We start from the raw sequence: 12393 nt of genomic DNA on the forward strand, positions 1-12393 counted from the left end.
TTGGAGAAAGCGCTGACCATGCTCGAAGTCTCCAATGCCACGCTGCATTACGGCGCCGCTCAGGCGCTGCGCGGTGTCTCGCTGACAGCCCGCGCCGGCAAGATCACCTGCGTGCTCGGTCGCAACGGCGTCGGCAAGACCAGTTTGATGAGATCGATCGTCGGCCATCATCGGCTGACGAGCGGAAGCGTTGCCTTCGAGGGGAAGGCGCTCGACCGGAGCGCGGCGTATGATCGCGCCCGGTCGGGCATCGCATTCGTGCCGCAGGGCAGGGAGATATTTCCGCTGCTTACGGTGCGGGAAAACCTCGAATCTGGCTTCGCGCCGCTGAAGCGCGCCGACCGCAACATTCCCGGTCACGTCTTCGAATTGTTTCCGGTGCTGAAGCAGATGCTCGCGCGCCGAGGCGGTGATCTTTCCGGCGGCCAGCAGCAGCAGCTTGCCATCGGTAGGGCACTGGTGATGCGGCCTAAACTGCTGGTGCTCGACGAGCCGACCGAAGGCATCCAGCCGTCGATCATCAAGGATATCGGCCGCGCCATCCGCTATCTGCGCGACCAGGCCGGCATCGCCGTGCTCCTGGTCGAACAGTATCTCGACTTCTGCCGGGAATTGGCCGACGAGGTCAACATCATGGACCGTGGCCAGATCGTTCATACCGGCTCGGCCGAGGATCTCGACCGGGCGGACGTCCGCAAATTCCTGACCGTCTGAATTCTTATTGATTCTATTACTTTGCAACTCTGGCGCGCTGCAGATTGCGTGCTAGATTTTGCTTGGCCTTGGTGAGTCGGCCGCTTTCCGTACCAGTTTCAACTTGGCAGATCAGGGGAAGGCGCGGATGCGTCGGCACGCTTGCGCGCAAGCCCTTCCCTTCGAGCGATCTGTTGTCGTCCAACATTTCGGGTGCTTGGGAGCCAGGGCCAGTCAATGGAGTGCTATGTCGAGGACTACCAGAAACGACGGCTCACGGAGCGCGTCGACATCCTGACAGCCATCAACATTCTGAAATCGCAGGGGTATGACCACGACGAACTCATCGCGGAGATCACCAAGGTCTTCTATGTCGATCTCGATGCCTTTAACGAGATCGTCAGGGTTGATCGGCGTCCGGACGAACGCGCCGCATAGCCGGTAGTTTAGGACCAAGCCACGCGGACCACCGACAGCGGGGCGTCAGCCTGCGACCCGCTTCATCAGCGCGATGGCGCCGAATGGAGCGCGGACCTTGCCCTCTGTGATGAAGTAGACGAACACATCGCGTGGCTTGACCGGCGCGTCGGTTGAAGGATCGGCACGCGACAGGTCGGCCGGCACCTTGCCTTCCGCCCAGGTTTTTGCGCGCGCCGCCCATTCGTCGAGCGCCTTTGGCGTGTAGCAATCGGGATTGTCGTCGCTGCCGGTCTGCAGCCGCGCATAGATGAAATCGCCGGTAACGTCGGCAATCCCAGGATATTTGGCGTGGTCGGCATAGACGATGGCGGCCTTGTGCTTTCGCGCCAAGGCGGCGAACTCCGGCACGACGAAGCTGTCGTTACGCACCTCGACCGCGTGGCGCAGCGCAACGCCGTCCTGCTTTTCCGGCAACAGCTTGAGGAAGGCCTCGAAATCGTCCGGGTCGAATTTCTTGGTCGGCGCGAACTGCCACAGGATCGGCCCGAGCTTGTCGCCAAGTGCCGCGACGCCCGACCCGAGGAAGCGCATGATCGATTCCCCGGCCTCGCCGAGCACGCGGCGGTTGGTGACGAAGCGGTTGCCCTTCAGCGAATAGACGAAACCATCCGGCGCCTCGTTGGCCCATTTGACGAAGGTCGGCTCCTTGAAGCTCGAATAATAGGTGCCGTTGACCTCTATAGTGGGCACCTGCCGGCTGGCATAATGCAGTTGCTTGGCCTTCGACAATTTGTCCGGGTAGAAGGACGTGTCCCACGGCTCGAAGGTCCAGCCGCCCATGCCGGCGCGGATTGTTCCTGATTGAGTCATGGTCGTCCTCCCGGTTTGCAGAAAAGGATCACGCGATGGCGGTCGTCTCGACGGCTTTCGCCATGTCGACGACCGTCCATCCTGGCCGATATGGATTGGGCCGGCGACCCGTTTCGCGAAAGCCGTAGGCCTTATACAACGAAACGTTCCGTTCCATTCTGGCATTGGTGTAGAGTCGGATCTCAGGCAAGCTCCACAAGCGCGTCTGTTGCTCGGCCCAGTCGAGCAGCCCGATGCCGAAACCCTTGCCCTGAAAGGCTGGCGCAACGGCAACGCTGAAGATCATTGTATGGTCCGCATGTCGTTCGAGAACGATCAAGCCGGCCGGCTGTCCGTTCTGCTCCAAAAGCCAGACCTCGCCGCGTTGGATGCGCGGCGCATAGTCCTCGGTGACTGGGATCGGCGGCGCTCCGAACAGGGCAGTGTAGGGCGCGTAGGCGTCGGTGGTGAGCGAAATCACCGTGGGGAGATCATCGGCCCGAGCGGCTCTCATCATCAAAACTGGCCCGCGCCGGCAGCGGCCGCAATCACCTTGTCCATGCCGTCGGCGATCGCAGCGACGGCATTGCGACTGGCGTCGCCCAAGCCGTGGCGCTCAGCGAGCCAGTGCGCGTCATTGTAGGAGAGCCAGACCTCGCCTTGCTCGTCCTCCCAAGCCAGTGCCTTGACCGGCAGATCGATGCCGGCAAGCTGCCGGTCCTGCATCAGTGGCGTACCGCCTTTCGGATTGCCGAAAATCAGGAGCTGGGTTGGACGCAGTGATGTTTCGACGCTGCGCGCACCAGCGGCGTGATCAATGCGGGCGAAGACCAGCAATCCTGCACGTTCGACAGTTTCGACCAGGCGATCGATGGTTTCGGTCACGCCGAAGCGGCTTTGGACCGTGATGAGACCGTTCTTTGCCATCACTCCGCCGCTTCGCGCTTGCCTCCGGGGCGCCGCTCCAGCAATTCCCTCAGGAACTGCCCGGTATAGCTGCGTTTTTCGCGGACGATGTCCTCCGGCGTGCCGGACGCCACCAGCTCGCCGCCGCCGTCACCACCTTCGGGGCCAAGATCGAGAACCCAGTCAGCGGTCTTGATCACCTCTAGATTGTGCTCGATGACGACGACCGTGTTGCCCTGGTCGACCAGCTCGTGCAGCACTTCAAGCAACTTGGCGACGTCGTGGAAATGCAGGCCGGTGGTTGGCTCATCGAGAATGTAGAGCGTCTTGCCAGTCGCCTTGCGCGACAGTTCCTTGGCAAGCTTGATGCGCTGCGCCTCGCCGCCCGACAAGGTCGTTGCCTGCTGGCCAACATGGATGTAGCCGAGGCCGACCCGTTTCAGCGTCTCCAGCTTGTCGCGCACGCCTGGCACGGCGGCGAAGAAATCGACGCCTTCCTCGACCGTCATGTCGAGAACGTCGGCGATCGACTTGCCCTTGAAAAGGACGTCCAGTGTTTCGCGGTTGTAACGCTTGCCGTGGCAGACGTCGCAGGTGACGTAGACGTCGGGCAGGAAGTGCATCTCGATTTTGATGACGCCGTCGCCCTGGCAGGCCTCGCAGCGGCCGCCCTTGACGTTGAACGAGAAGCGGCCCGGCTGGTAGCCGCGCGCCTTGGCCTCCGGCAAGCCGGCGAACCAGTCGCGGATCGGCGTGAAGGCGCCGGTATAGGTGGCGGGGTTGGAGCGCGGGGTGCGCCCGATCGGCGACTGGTCGATGTCGATGACCTTGTCGAGGAATTCCAGCCCCTCGATGCGGTCGTGCTCGGCCGGATGCTCGCGCGAGCCCATGATGCGGCGCGACGCCGCCTTGAACAGGGTCTCGATCAGGAAGGTCGACTTGCCGCCGCCGGACACGCCGGTGACGGCGGTAAACGTGCCGAGCGGGATTTCGGCGGTGACGTTCTTCAGATTGTTGCCGCGCGCGCCGACGACCTTCAGCCGGCGGTTCTTCTTGGCCTCGCGCCGCACTGCCGGCGTCGCCACTTCGAGCTCGCCCGACAGATATTTGCCGGTGATCGAAGCGGGCGTCGCCATGATCTGCTGCGGCGTGCCCTGAGCGATGATGTGGCCGCCATGAATGCCGGCGGCCGGGCCGATATCGACGACATAGTCGGCGTGCAGGATGGCGTCCTCGTCATGCTCGACGACAATCACTGTGTTGCCGATGTCGCGCAGATGCTTCAGCGTATCGAGCAGGCGGGCATTGTCGCGCTGGTGCAGACCGATCGACGGCTCGTCCAGCACGTAAAGTACGCCGGTCAGGCCGGAGCCGATCTGCGAGGCAAGACGGATGCGCTGGCTCTCGCCGCCTGACAGCGTGCCGGAGTTGCGCGACAGCGTCAGATAATCGAGCCCGACATCGTTGAGGAAGCGCAGCCGCTCGCGGATTTCCTTGAGCACGCGCACCGCAATCTCGTTCTGCTTGTCGTTGAGCGAAGCGGGCAGATCGGTGAACCACTGGTCGGCCTTGCGGATCGACAGCTCGGTGACCTCGCCAATGTGCTTGCCGGCGATCTTGACCGCGAGCGCCTCGGGCTTCAGCCGATAGCCGCGGCAGGCCGGGCAGGGCGTGGCCGACATGAAGCGCTCGATCTCCTCGCGCATCCAGGCGGATTCGGTTTCCTTCCAGCGGCGCTCGAGGTTGGGGATGACGCCCTCGAAGGTCTTGGTCGTCTTGTAGGAGCGCAGGCCGTCATCGTAGTGGAAGGTGATTTCGCGCTCGCCGGTGCCGTGCAGGATGGCTTGCTTTGCCTCTTCGCTCAGATCCTTGAACTTGTCGCCGAGCTTGAAGCCGTAGGCAACGCCCAGCGCTTCCAGCGTTTGCGCATAATAGGGCGACGTCGATTTCGCCCAAGGGCTGACGGCGCCGGCGCGCAGCGAGACATTCTCGTCGGGCACGACCAGGCTGGCGTCGATGGCGCGTTGGCTGCCGAGCCCATCGCAGGTCGGGCAGGCGCCGAACGGATTGTTGAAGGAGAATAGCCTGGGCTCGATCTCGGGAATGGTGAAACCGGATACCGGGCAGGCGAACTTTTCCGAGAACAGCATGCGTTCATGCGTCTCGTTCTTCGATTTGTTGACCGAATCCTCGCCGGTCTGGCTGGCGTCGAGCGGCCTGTCGGCAAATTCCGCTACCGCCAGTCCGTCTGCAAGTTTCAGCGCGGTCTCGATGGAATCGGCGAGCCGCGTCGCCAGATCGCCGCGCACGACGATGCGGTCGACGACAACGTCGATGTCATGCTTGTACTTCTTGTCCAGCGCCGGCACGTCGGCGATCTCGTAGAAGACGCCATCGACCTTGACGCGCTGAAAACCCTTCTTCTGCAGCTCCAGCAGTTCCTTGCGGTACTCGCCTTTGCGGCCGCGCACCATCGGCGCCAGGATGAACAGCCGGGTGCCTTCCTCGACTGCAAGCACCCGGTCGACCATCTGCGAGACCGTCTGGCTCTCGATCGGCAGGCCGGTGGCCGGCGAATAGGGTACACCGACGCGGGCGAACAAAAGCCGCATATAATCGTAGATCTCGGTGACGGTGCCGACAGTCGAACGTGGATTCTTCGAGGTGGTCTTCTGCTCGATGGAGATGGCTGGCGACAGGCCGTCGATCTGGTCGACGTCCGGCTTCTGCATCATTTCGAGGAATTGTCGTGCATAGGCCGAAAGGCTCTCGACATAGCGGCGCTGGCCCTCGGCATAGATGGTATCGAAGGCAAGCGACGACTTGCCTGACCCCGACAGGCCGGTCATGACGATCAGGCTGTCACGCGGCAGGTCGAGATCGACATTCTTCAGATTGTGTTCGCGTGCCCCGCGAATGGAGAGATATTTATGGTCGGCCATCGCCGGTCGCCGCCTCAGAATCTGGAATTCGTGGGATGGGCGGGTTTTCCCGACCATCCCCTATGTAGGTAATTTCGCCGCCTTTTCGAGAGACGCCACAACTCTCGACCAAAGCGTTTAACCGCCTTTCGCGCGAACGGGCAAGCGGAAAGAACAAAGGCCGAACACGCTCCTGACAAAAGCTGCCCGTGCGGCTGGGTTCACCCGGGGTTCACAAAGCGTCTCGCGATCACATTTTTCGGTAATCGGCCATTCAAGGTTGACGTCCACCTGTCACGGGGGCAGAGTCCAAACGTCAACGAAGCCGGCCGTCTTTCGATGGCCTCGCGGCCTGGGGCTAGCCTGCGAGACGCCGCGGGTTATGCGATGAGCGCTTCGACGACGACAGTCGCAACGAACAGAAGGAGAGCAGAGGCATGACTCCACCGGACAGTTCCTTGAGGCTCCACGTGTCGCTGGAGCCGCGGCAGGTATAAGTGGCTAGGCCAGGCGTTTTGCGCTACCTGCCAACGTTGACCTGCCGATCCCCACAACAATCAGAGACTGCTAGTCGGATCGTCGGCTGAACGCCGCGAAGCATCCGAAATAAAAAGCCGGCAGTACACTCCCGGCAATTTGGATTTTAGATCCAAGAAGCCCCGTCAATTGCACAAGCAATGACGGGGCTGTTCGTTTGAAGCGCACATTTGTGGTGCATGCCAGGCGAACTTACCGGCTGGGGGGCCTGATCCCGCCGGTAGCGACATCGATGGTTATGCTGCCGGAAATGCGAACGTCGGTATCGCCGATCTTGAACGTGCCGTTGCCGCTGCTTGGAACCGCGTCGTCGGGCTCAGGCTGCGGCGCTGGCTCGGCGATGCGATAGTCGCTGGTCACGCCGGGCAGGGCGCCCTTTTGCGAAGACGTCGAATTATCTTGGGCAAATGCCATGTCCACCAGCATGTTGGTGCCGGCCACAGTAGCGATAGCAAGGCATAACAGGCTGGATGAACGGCTGGCGGTCATCGCCGCACTATAGTGCCGTGATGGCGGCAAGACCAGATCGATGGCGCTGAAATTGCGGGCGATCAACCGCCTCGGTTCCGTCCGCCGGCCCGGCTCGTTCATGCGGCCTGCTTGCGAGTGTCGAAAACATGGTCGACGAGTCCCCAATCCTTGGCCTCCTGGGCGGTCATGAAAAAGTCGCGGTCGAGCGTGCGTTCCACTTCTTCGTAGGTGCGGCCGCAATGATGGGCGTAAAGATCGGTCATGCGCCGCTTGGTGCGAAGGATGCCCTCGGCATGGCGCTGGATATCGGAGGCTTGGCCTTGGAAACCGCCGAGAGGCTGATGCAGCACGATGCTGGTGTTGGGTAGCGCGATACGCCGCCCTGGCGTGCCCGCCATCAGGAGAAACGAGGCCATCGAGGCGGCGAAGCCCATACAAACGGTGGAGACCGGGCAGCTGATATACTGCATCGTATCGTAGATGGCGAAACCGCTGGTCACCACGCCACCCGGCGAGTTGATGTAGAGCGAGACCTCCTTGTCGGGATTGTCGGATTCCAGCGACAGAAGCTGGGCGCAGACCAGCGCCGAGGTGCCGTCGTCGATCGGCCCGTTGATGAAGACGATGCGCTCGCGCAGCAGCCGCGAAAATATATCGAAGGCACGTTCGCCGCGACTCGATTGCTCGATCACCATCGGCACCAAATTGGCAAGGCCGCTCATCGTTATCTCCTTTGACTGTCGTCGTTCAGGCCGCGCGCATAAAGAGGCGCGGGGTGTTTGCGGCGATCTGCTTGTACTTGGGAGTACGCGCTTCAAACGAAAGTCGGCAACCGGCGCCTGCCATCGCGATCTCCGGCACTGCTGCCCGAGCAAAACCATCATGGACGATGCGCAGATGTGTGCCGCCGGAAACGGTGCGGTCGAGCGTAAAGGTGACGATGCTGTCCACTGGGCTATCGTTCATTGGGCTGTCCACCGGGCTGTCGGGCGGCACCCGCGTATCGCCGGGCGCCGGCCGCTCCCGCCAGGAATAGCGCAGCAACCGTCCGGGATCCGCGTCGAGGATTTCGCACTCGATCGGCGCATCCGGCGCTTTAAAGGCAAAGCGGTTGCCGACCTTTGGTTCAATGTCGTTTGGCATCATCCAGGCCGCGAGCAGGTCCGGCACTGTCAGCGCCCGCCACACTTTTTCCGGCGGTTCGGGCAGCTCGCACTCGAACTCGATCTTGTCTGCCGCCATTTCCGCGCGTTCTTTGCCTCGGCTGGTCATTGGTCCATGTCCTTCAAAACCGTCTTGAGCCTTTCGATGCGCTCTGGCCAGAACGCGCGGTAGCGTTCGATCCAGCCGAGCAGCGGCGCAAGCCCCTTCGGATCGACGCGGTAATAGGCATTGCGGCCGGCCCGGCGTTCGACCACGAGGCCGGCACCGCGCAGCACCGCGAGATGCTGCGATACCGCCGGCTGCGAAACTGGCATGCCATCGCGGAGTTCCGATACCGTCATCTCGCCGTCGGCGAGCCGCTCATAGACGGCGCGACGCGTTGGATCGGCCAGTGCCCGAAAAATCTCTGCTTCGATCATTCCAGAAGCATAAGTCGATACTTATCGGTTTGGCAAGTCGCGTTTTAAGACAAGCGGTGTTTTTTACGACGGGCGAGATTTTACAAACGCGTCGGAAGCCAGCGTCTCACCATGTCTGGAGATCCGTTAAACGTTGCCTCAAAAACTGGTGACGCGAGCACGGCATGGATATGAAGCAGTTCGGAGCCGACGTTTCGGAAGCCATGTTGCCTGTGCGCGGCAACAACAAGCGACTGTCCGGCAGTCAAGACGAGATGCTCGTCATCGATCCACATCTCGGCCCTGCCAGCGATGACGGTAAGCACTTCCTCGACCGGGTGCCAATGTGTCGGGGCGCCAACCGCGGGTTCGACCCATTGTTCAAATATGCAAAGTTGAGTTGCGCCGTTGCAGTCCGAGACATGCATGCGGGTCTTTACTCCCGTCCGCCATTCTTCTTGCGGCTGATCGTCATGCTCGACCATCTTCATTGAGTTCGCCTCGATCTCATGGTTCGTGGAAAATTCGACGCCAAGACACTACTTGTTACTGACATCTATTGACAGTGCAGGACCTTTAACCTAGAACGAAAAGAGAACAAAAAACCTTGTGGGAAAAGGCAGCCACAGCAGGCAGGGATTATCCATAGCCTGTAAGGTGCAGCGACAAGGAATTTGGTTTCGGATGAGCGCGGAGAAGTGTCATGGCGGGTAGCGTCAACAAGGTCATTCTGGTGGGCAACCTCGGGGCGGACCCTGAAATCCGCCGCCTGAATTCGGGTGACCCGGTCGTCAATATCCGCATCGCGACGTCGGAAAGCTGGCGCGACAAGACATCTGGAGAGCGCAAGGAAAAGACCGAGTGGCACAATGTCGTGATTTTCAACGACCAGATCGCCAAGGTGGCCGAGCAGTATCTGAAGAAAGGCATGAAGGTCTATGTCGAGGGCCAGCTGCAGACGCGCAAATGGCAGGACCAGACCGGCAATGACCGCTATACGACTGAGGTCGTGTTGCAGAAATTCCGCGGCGAGCTGCAGATGCTCGACGCACGGGGCGAGGGCGGCGGCCAGGTCGGCAACTATGCCGGTGGCGGTGCGAGCCGCGGTTCCGATTTCGGCCAGTCCGGCCCGGGCGAAAGTTTCAATCGGGGTGGCGCCAACAAGGGCGGCGGCGGTGGTTCATCGCGCGAGCTGGACGACGAAATCCCGTTCTGATTTCTCGGGGCGGACTGCCCTTGCGGCGACAAGCGCCAGCACCTTGGCCACGAAATGGCGTCCCGAAAATCTGTCTTGGATTTTCGGGACGTTGTGCGTTTGAGCGGTGAAAGGACGTATCAAGTGAAAGCAAGGGTCAAATGGGTGGAGGAGCGCACTTTTGTTGGCGAGTCCGCCAGTGGGCACAAGCTGGTGCTAGGCACGGCGTTCGGGCCGGAGGGCAAGACGCCGGGGCCGAGCCCAATGGAACTGGTGCTGATCGGCACCGGAGGCTGCTCGGCCTATGACGTGGTCCATATCCTCGAAAGGGGGCGCGAGGCGGTCGAAGATTGCGTGGTCGAACTCGATGCCGACCGTGCAGAAGCCGATCCCAGGGTGTTCACCCGCATTCACATGCATTTTGTCGTCAAGGGCCGGGCGCTGTCACACGACAAGGTGAAGCGGGCGATCGGGCTTTCGATCGAGAAATACTGCTCGGCCTCGGCAATGATGGCCAAGACTGCCGAGATAACCCACGACTTCGAAGTCATTGAAACGACAGCGAAGTAGGGCAGATCCTAAGTCGCCATCAGCGCCTTGATGCCGTCGGCGACGAACTGTATGGCGAGCGCCGCCAGGATGACGCCGAGCAGCCGTGTCAGGATCGAACGGCCGGTTTGGCCGAGGATACGGTCGATGCGCTCTGACAGCACGAACACCAGGTAGGTGATGACGAGGCAGATGGCGATGATGCCGACAAGGGCTGTCTGCGCGCCAAAACCCTGAAACGAGCTTGAGAGCAGGACGGTCGCCGAAATCGCGCCGGGACCCGCAATCAGCGGGATCGCCAGCGGAAAGGCGGCGATGTTGTGGATCATGTCCCTGGTGATGGCGACGTCGCCGATCTTCTCCTTACGGTCCTGCCGGCGCTCGAACACCATTTCGAAGGCGATGAAGAACAGCAGAAAGCCGCCGGCGACGCGGAAGGCCGGCAGGGTGATGCCGAAGACCGACAGGATCGACGCGCCGGCGATTGCGAACAATGCCATCACCAGGAAAGCGATGATCGAGGCGCGCACGGAGACCTGGTTGCGCTCCTCGCGGTTCATGCCGCGGGTCACGGCAAGGAAGAGCGGCGCCAGGCCGGGCGGATCGATCGTCACCAGTATGGTGACGAAGGCGTTGAACAGGCTGTCGAAGCTCGGCATGCTGACCCTCCCCGCCGGCAATGCCGGTTAACGGGATTGGTAGAGCAAAGCGAAGCCAGTGGAAACCGTACGGATCAGGGGCTGGCGGTGCGGCGCGCCAGAAACTCGACTTCGAGACGCCAGGTGGCGCCGTCGTCAAACGAACGCTCGCCCAGCCAGCGGAAGGAATCTCCGGTGATCCGGGAAAAGCTCCAGCGTACCGAAGGGCCGGTGCCGTCTGCGCCTAATTGGACGATCGTGTCGCCTTCGACGCGGCCCAGCTGGCGGCTGTAATACTGGTTGCGCGGGTCGCTCCAGAAGATGTGCCAGGCGTCGACGCCTGGGTCATAGACGCGCAACGTCGTGCCATAGAAGGTCCATTTGCCGAGCGAAGGGGAGGGACCAGCGTCACGAGCTGGCAGGATCCATACGTCCTGGATCGCGCGGCCTTCAAGCACCCAGCCGAAATGCACCTCGCCGCGCCCGGTCAGCACCTGACCGTCTTCGAGATGGCGCGTGGCGTCGAACGTCCAGGCGCCGACGAAGCGGCCGTAAAGGTTCAGTTTCTCGGCAAGGGCCGGTGTGGGCCCATCGCTGTGCAGGGCCTTGGCAAAGGAATTGGACATGGCTTCGCTCTCATCTTGTCAGGAGACCGACAAGCATAGAGGCCGACAGGGGTTCTGCGCTTGGGAAAAATTGCTATGTTTGGGCGATGACGACGAGCGCGCATAGGCTGGCGTCGGGCCGAGGCTGGCAGGTGTCGGATGTCATCTGCACCGCCAGCGCCGCCGACAGGCCATTCGAGGAGGAGCATCGGGATTTCTGCGTTGCTGCCGTAACCAGCGGCACCTTCCGCTATCGTGCCCGCCAGGGCACGGCGATGCTGGCGCCGGGCGCGCTCCTGCTCGGCAATCCCGGCACCTGCTACGAGTGCGGGCACGAGCATGGCGCCGGCGACCGCTGCCTCTCCTTCCATTTCGGACCGGCCTGTATGGAGCGGATCGTCGCCGACGTGCCGGGCGCCAAGACGTTCGATTTCAGCACGCCGCGCCTGCCGCCCTTGCCGGCGCTGGTGCCGCTGCTCGCCGAAGCGGAGGCGGCGCGCGAGATGGCCGACACCGGCGCGTTCGAGGAACTCGCCCTGCGCATTGCCGGTGCCGCGGTAACAGCGGCTTGCAGCGCAACGGATCGGGGACGGACGCCGAGCCGCCGTGACCAGAAGCGTGTTGCCGAAGCGGTGCGGCGCATTGAAGTCGATGCCGACCGGCCGATCTCGCTTGCCGAACTCGCCGACGAGACCGCCACCAGCCCTTACCATTTCCTGCGCACCTTCCGGCACGTTGCCGGTATGACACCCTACCAATTCCTGCTGAGAACGCGGCTGCACAGGGCAGCCGTGCGGCTGCGGACGTCAGATAACACAATTTCGGCGATCGCCTTTGCGGCGGGATTCAACGATCTATCAACCTTCAACCGCCGTTTCCGGCGGCTGATGGGCGAGGCGCCGGGTACTTATCGCGCCCGCCGGCGACGCCGGTGAAAGGGTGCCACGGCCATATCGTCGCAATTGGTGTATCCTTTTGAATTTGCCGCTAAAAACCACATTGGAAAACTGCCGCGATTGTTGGAGTTTCGGGCCGGCTTCCTATATA

Annotated in this window: 16 protein-coding genes; 5 read left to right on the forward strand and 11 right to left on the reverse strand. The window is 61.9% G+C overall.

The window, feature by feature from the left end:
- Positions 1-18: 18 nt before the first annotated feature.
- Together urtE and NKJ35_RS05680 are read left to right on the forward strand one after the other, a co-directional pair.
- Positions 19-714 (forward strand): urea ABC transporter ATP-binding subunit UrtE, encoded by a 696-nt coding sequence (gene urtE, locus NKJ35_RS05675; RefSeq protein WP_352645577.1) that lies wholly within the window; start codon positions 19-21, stop codon positions 712-714.
- A gap of 216 nt (positions 715-930) precedes the next feature.
- Positions 931-1131 (forward strand): hypothetical protein, encoded by a 201-nt coding sequence (locus NKJ35_RS05680; protein ID WP_352507871.1) that lies wholly within the window; start codon positions 931-933, stop codon positions 1129-1131.
- A 45-nt stretch (positions 1132-1176) separates the two neighbouring features.
- Here NKJ35_RS05680 and NKJ35_RS05685 read toward each other — a convergent pair whose 3' ends face one another.
- From NKJ35_RS05685 to NKJ35_RS05725, 9 genes are all read right to left on the reverse strand, one after another.
- Complete coding sequence (locus tag NKJ35_RS05685; RefSeq protein ID WP_352478977.1) at positions 1177-1983, reverse strand: DUF72 domain-containing protein; 807 nt, start codon at positions 1981-1983, stop codon at positions 1177-1179.
- A gap of 28 nt (positions 1984-2011) precedes the next feature.
- On the reverse strand, positions 2012-2482 hold the full coding sequence (locus tag NKJ35_RS05690; RefSeq protein ID WP_352645580.1) for a GNAT family N-acetyltransferase: 471 nt from the start codon (positions 2480-2482) through the stop codon (positions 2012-2014).
- Positions 2479-2889 carry a DUF302 domain-containing protein gene (locus tag NKJ35_RS05695; protein WP_352645582.1) on the reverse strand — a complete coding sequence of 137 codons (411 nt, stop codon included), beginning with the start codon at positions 2887-2889 and terminating at the stop codon, positions 2479-2481. Before NKJ35_RS05695 ends, NKJ35_RS05690 begins: the two co-directional genes overlap by 4 nt.
- Positions 2889-5810 carry an excinuclease ABC subunit UvrA gene (uvrA, locus tag NKJ35_RS05700; protein ID WP_352645584.1) on the reverse strand — a complete coding sequence of 974 codons (2922 nt, stop codon included), beginning with the start codon at positions 5808-5810 and terminating at the stop codon, positions 2889-2891. Before uvrA ends, NKJ35_RS05695 begins: the two co-directional genes overlap by 1 nt.
- Positions 5811-6518: 708 nt before the next feature.
- Positions 6519-6815: a hypothetical protein gene (locus tag NKJ35_RS05705; protein ID WP_352645843.1), complete on the reverse strand. Its 297-nt coding sequence runs from the start codon at positions 6813-6815 to the stop codon at positions 6519-6521.
- Between the two features lie 98 nt (positions 6816-6913).
- Positions 6914-7519, reverse strand: a complete 606-nt coding sequence (locus NKJ35_RS05710; RefSeq protein ID WP_254817374.1) for an ATP-dependent Clp protease proteolytic subunit — start codon at positions 7517-7519, stop codon at positions 6914-6916.
- Positions 7520-7544: 25 nt separating this feature from the next.
- Positions 7545-8069, reverse strand: coding sequence for an SRPBCC family protein (locus NKJ35_RS05715; RefSeq protein ID WP_352645586.1), 525 nt, complete (start codon positions 8067-8069; stop codon positions 7545-7547).
- Entirely contained in the window at positions 8066-8380 is a 315-nt protein-coding gene (locus tag NKJ35_RS05720; RefSeq protein ID WP_254817372.1) for an ArsR/SmtB family transcription factor, read from the reverse strand. The genes NKJ35_RS05715 and NKJ35_RS05720 overlap by 4 nt, the downstream gene beginning before the upstream one ends.
- An 80-nt stretch (positions 8381-8460) precedes the next feature.
- The gene (locus NKJ35_RS05725) at positions 8461-8850 is read right to left on the reverse strand and encodes a cupin domain-containing protein (protein ID WP_352645588.1); all 390 of its coding nucleotides are present in this window, start codon (positions 8848-8850) and stop codon (positions 8461-8463) included.
- Positions 8851-9062: 212 nt separating this feature from the next.
- Between NKJ35_RS05725 and NKJ35_RS05730 the strand changes: the two genes are divergently transcribed.
- Both NKJ35_RS05730 and NKJ35_RS05735 read left to right on the forward strand, forming a co-directional pair.
- A complete protein-coding gene (locus NKJ35_RS05730; RefSeq protein ID WP_023674867.1) occupies positions 9063-9575 on the forward strand; it encodes a single-stranded DNA-binding protein in 513 nt (170 codons plus the stop codon).
- A 123-nt stretch (positions 9576-9698) separates the two neighbouring features.
- Positions 9699-10124, forward strand: a complete 426-nt coding sequence (locus NKJ35_RS05735) for an OsmC family protein (protein ID WP_254817371.1) — start codon at positions 9699-9701, stop codon at positions 10122-10124.
- Positions 10125-10132: 8 nt separating this feature from the next.
- On the opposite strand, the gene NKJ35_RS05740 is transcribed toward NKJ35_RS05735, so the two are convergent.
- Both NKJ35_RS05740 and NKJ35_RS05745 read right to left on the reverse strand, forming a co-directional pair.
- Complete coding sequence (locus NKJ35_RS05740) at positions 10133-10762, reverse strand: MarC family protein (RefSeq protein ID WP_254817370.1); 630 nt, start codon at positions 10760-10762, stop codon at positions 10133-10135.
- A 74-nt stretch (positions 10763-10836) separates the two neighbouring features.
- A complete protein-coding gene (locus NKJ35_RS05745) occupies positions 10837-11367 on the reverse strand; it encodes a hypothetical protein (RefSeq protein WP_352645590.1) in 531 nt (176 codons plus the stop codon).
- 86 nt (positions 11368-11453) lie between these two features.
- Between NKJ35_RS05745 and NKJ35_RS05750 the strand changes: the two genes are divergently transcribed.
- Entirely contained in the window at positions 11454-12281 is an 828-nt protein-coding gene (locus tag NKJ35_RS05750; RefSeq protein ID WP_352645592.1) for a helix-turn-helix transcriptional regulator, read from the forward strand.
- Positions 12282-12393 lie beyond the last annotated feature (112 nt).

Source organism: Mesorhizobium sp. M0136 (genome assembly GCF_040322515.1).
Lineage (GTDB): Bacteria > Pseudomonadota > Alphaproteobacteria > Rhizobiales > Rhizobiaceae > Mesorhizobium.

Coding starts and splice junctions, on each gene's coding strand:
- NKJ35_RS05730 (WP_023674867.1), top strand. CDS start 9,063: ATGGCGGGTAGCGTCAACAAGGTCATTCTGGTGGGCAACCTCGGGGCG.
- NKJ35_RS05720 (WP_254817372.1), bottom strand. CDS start 8,380: ATGATCGAAGCAGAGATTTTTCGGGCACTGGCCGATCCAACGCGTCGC.
- NKJ35_RS05695 (WP_352645582.1), bottom strand. CDS start 2,889: ATGGCAAAGAACGGTCTCATCACGGTCCAAAGCCGCTTCGGCGTGACC.
- NKJ35_RS05710 (WP_254817374.1), bottom strand. CDS start 7,519: ATGAGCGGCCTTGCCAATTTGGTGCCGATGGTGATCGAGCAATCGAGT.
- NKJ35_RS05685 (WP_352478977.1), bottom strand. CDS start 1,983: ATGACTCAATCAGGAACAATCCGCGCCGGCATGGGCGGCTGGACCTTC.
- NKJ35_RS05740 (WP_254817370.1), bottom strand. CDS start 10,762: ATGCCGAGCTTCGACAGCCTGTTCAACGCCTTCGTCACCATACTGGTG.
- NKJ35_RS05705 (WP_352645843.1), bottom strand. CDS start 6,815: ATGACCGCCAGCCGTTCATCCAGCCTGTTATGCCTTGCTATCGCTACT.
- NKJ35_RS05750 (WP_352645592.1), top strand. CDS start 11,454: ATGACGACGAGCGCGCATAGGCTGGCGTCGGGCCGAGGCTGGCAGGTG.
- NKJ35_RS05745 (WP_352645590.1), bottom strand. CDS start 11,367: ATGTCCAATTCCTTTGCCAAGGCCCTGCACAGCGATGGGCCCACACCG.
- uvrA (WP_352645584.1), bottom strand. CDS start 5,810: ATGGCCGACCATAAATATCTCTCCATTCGCGGGGCACGCGAACACAAT.
- NKJ35_RS05725 (WP_352645588.1), bottom strand. CDS start 8,850: ATGAAGATGGTCGAGCATGACGATCAGCCGCAAGAAGAATGGCGGACG.
- NKJ35_RS05680 (WP_352507871.1), top strand. CDS start 931: ATGGAGTGCTATGTCGAGGACTACCAGAAACGACGGCTCACGGAGCGC.
- urtE (WP_352645577.1), top strand. CDS start 19: ATGCTCGAAGTCTCCAATGCCACGCTGCATTACGGCGCCGCTCAGGCG.
- NKJ35_RS05715 (WP_352645586.1), bottom strand. CDS start 8,069: ATGACCAGCCGAGGCAAAGAACGCGCGGAAATGGCGGCAGACAAGATC.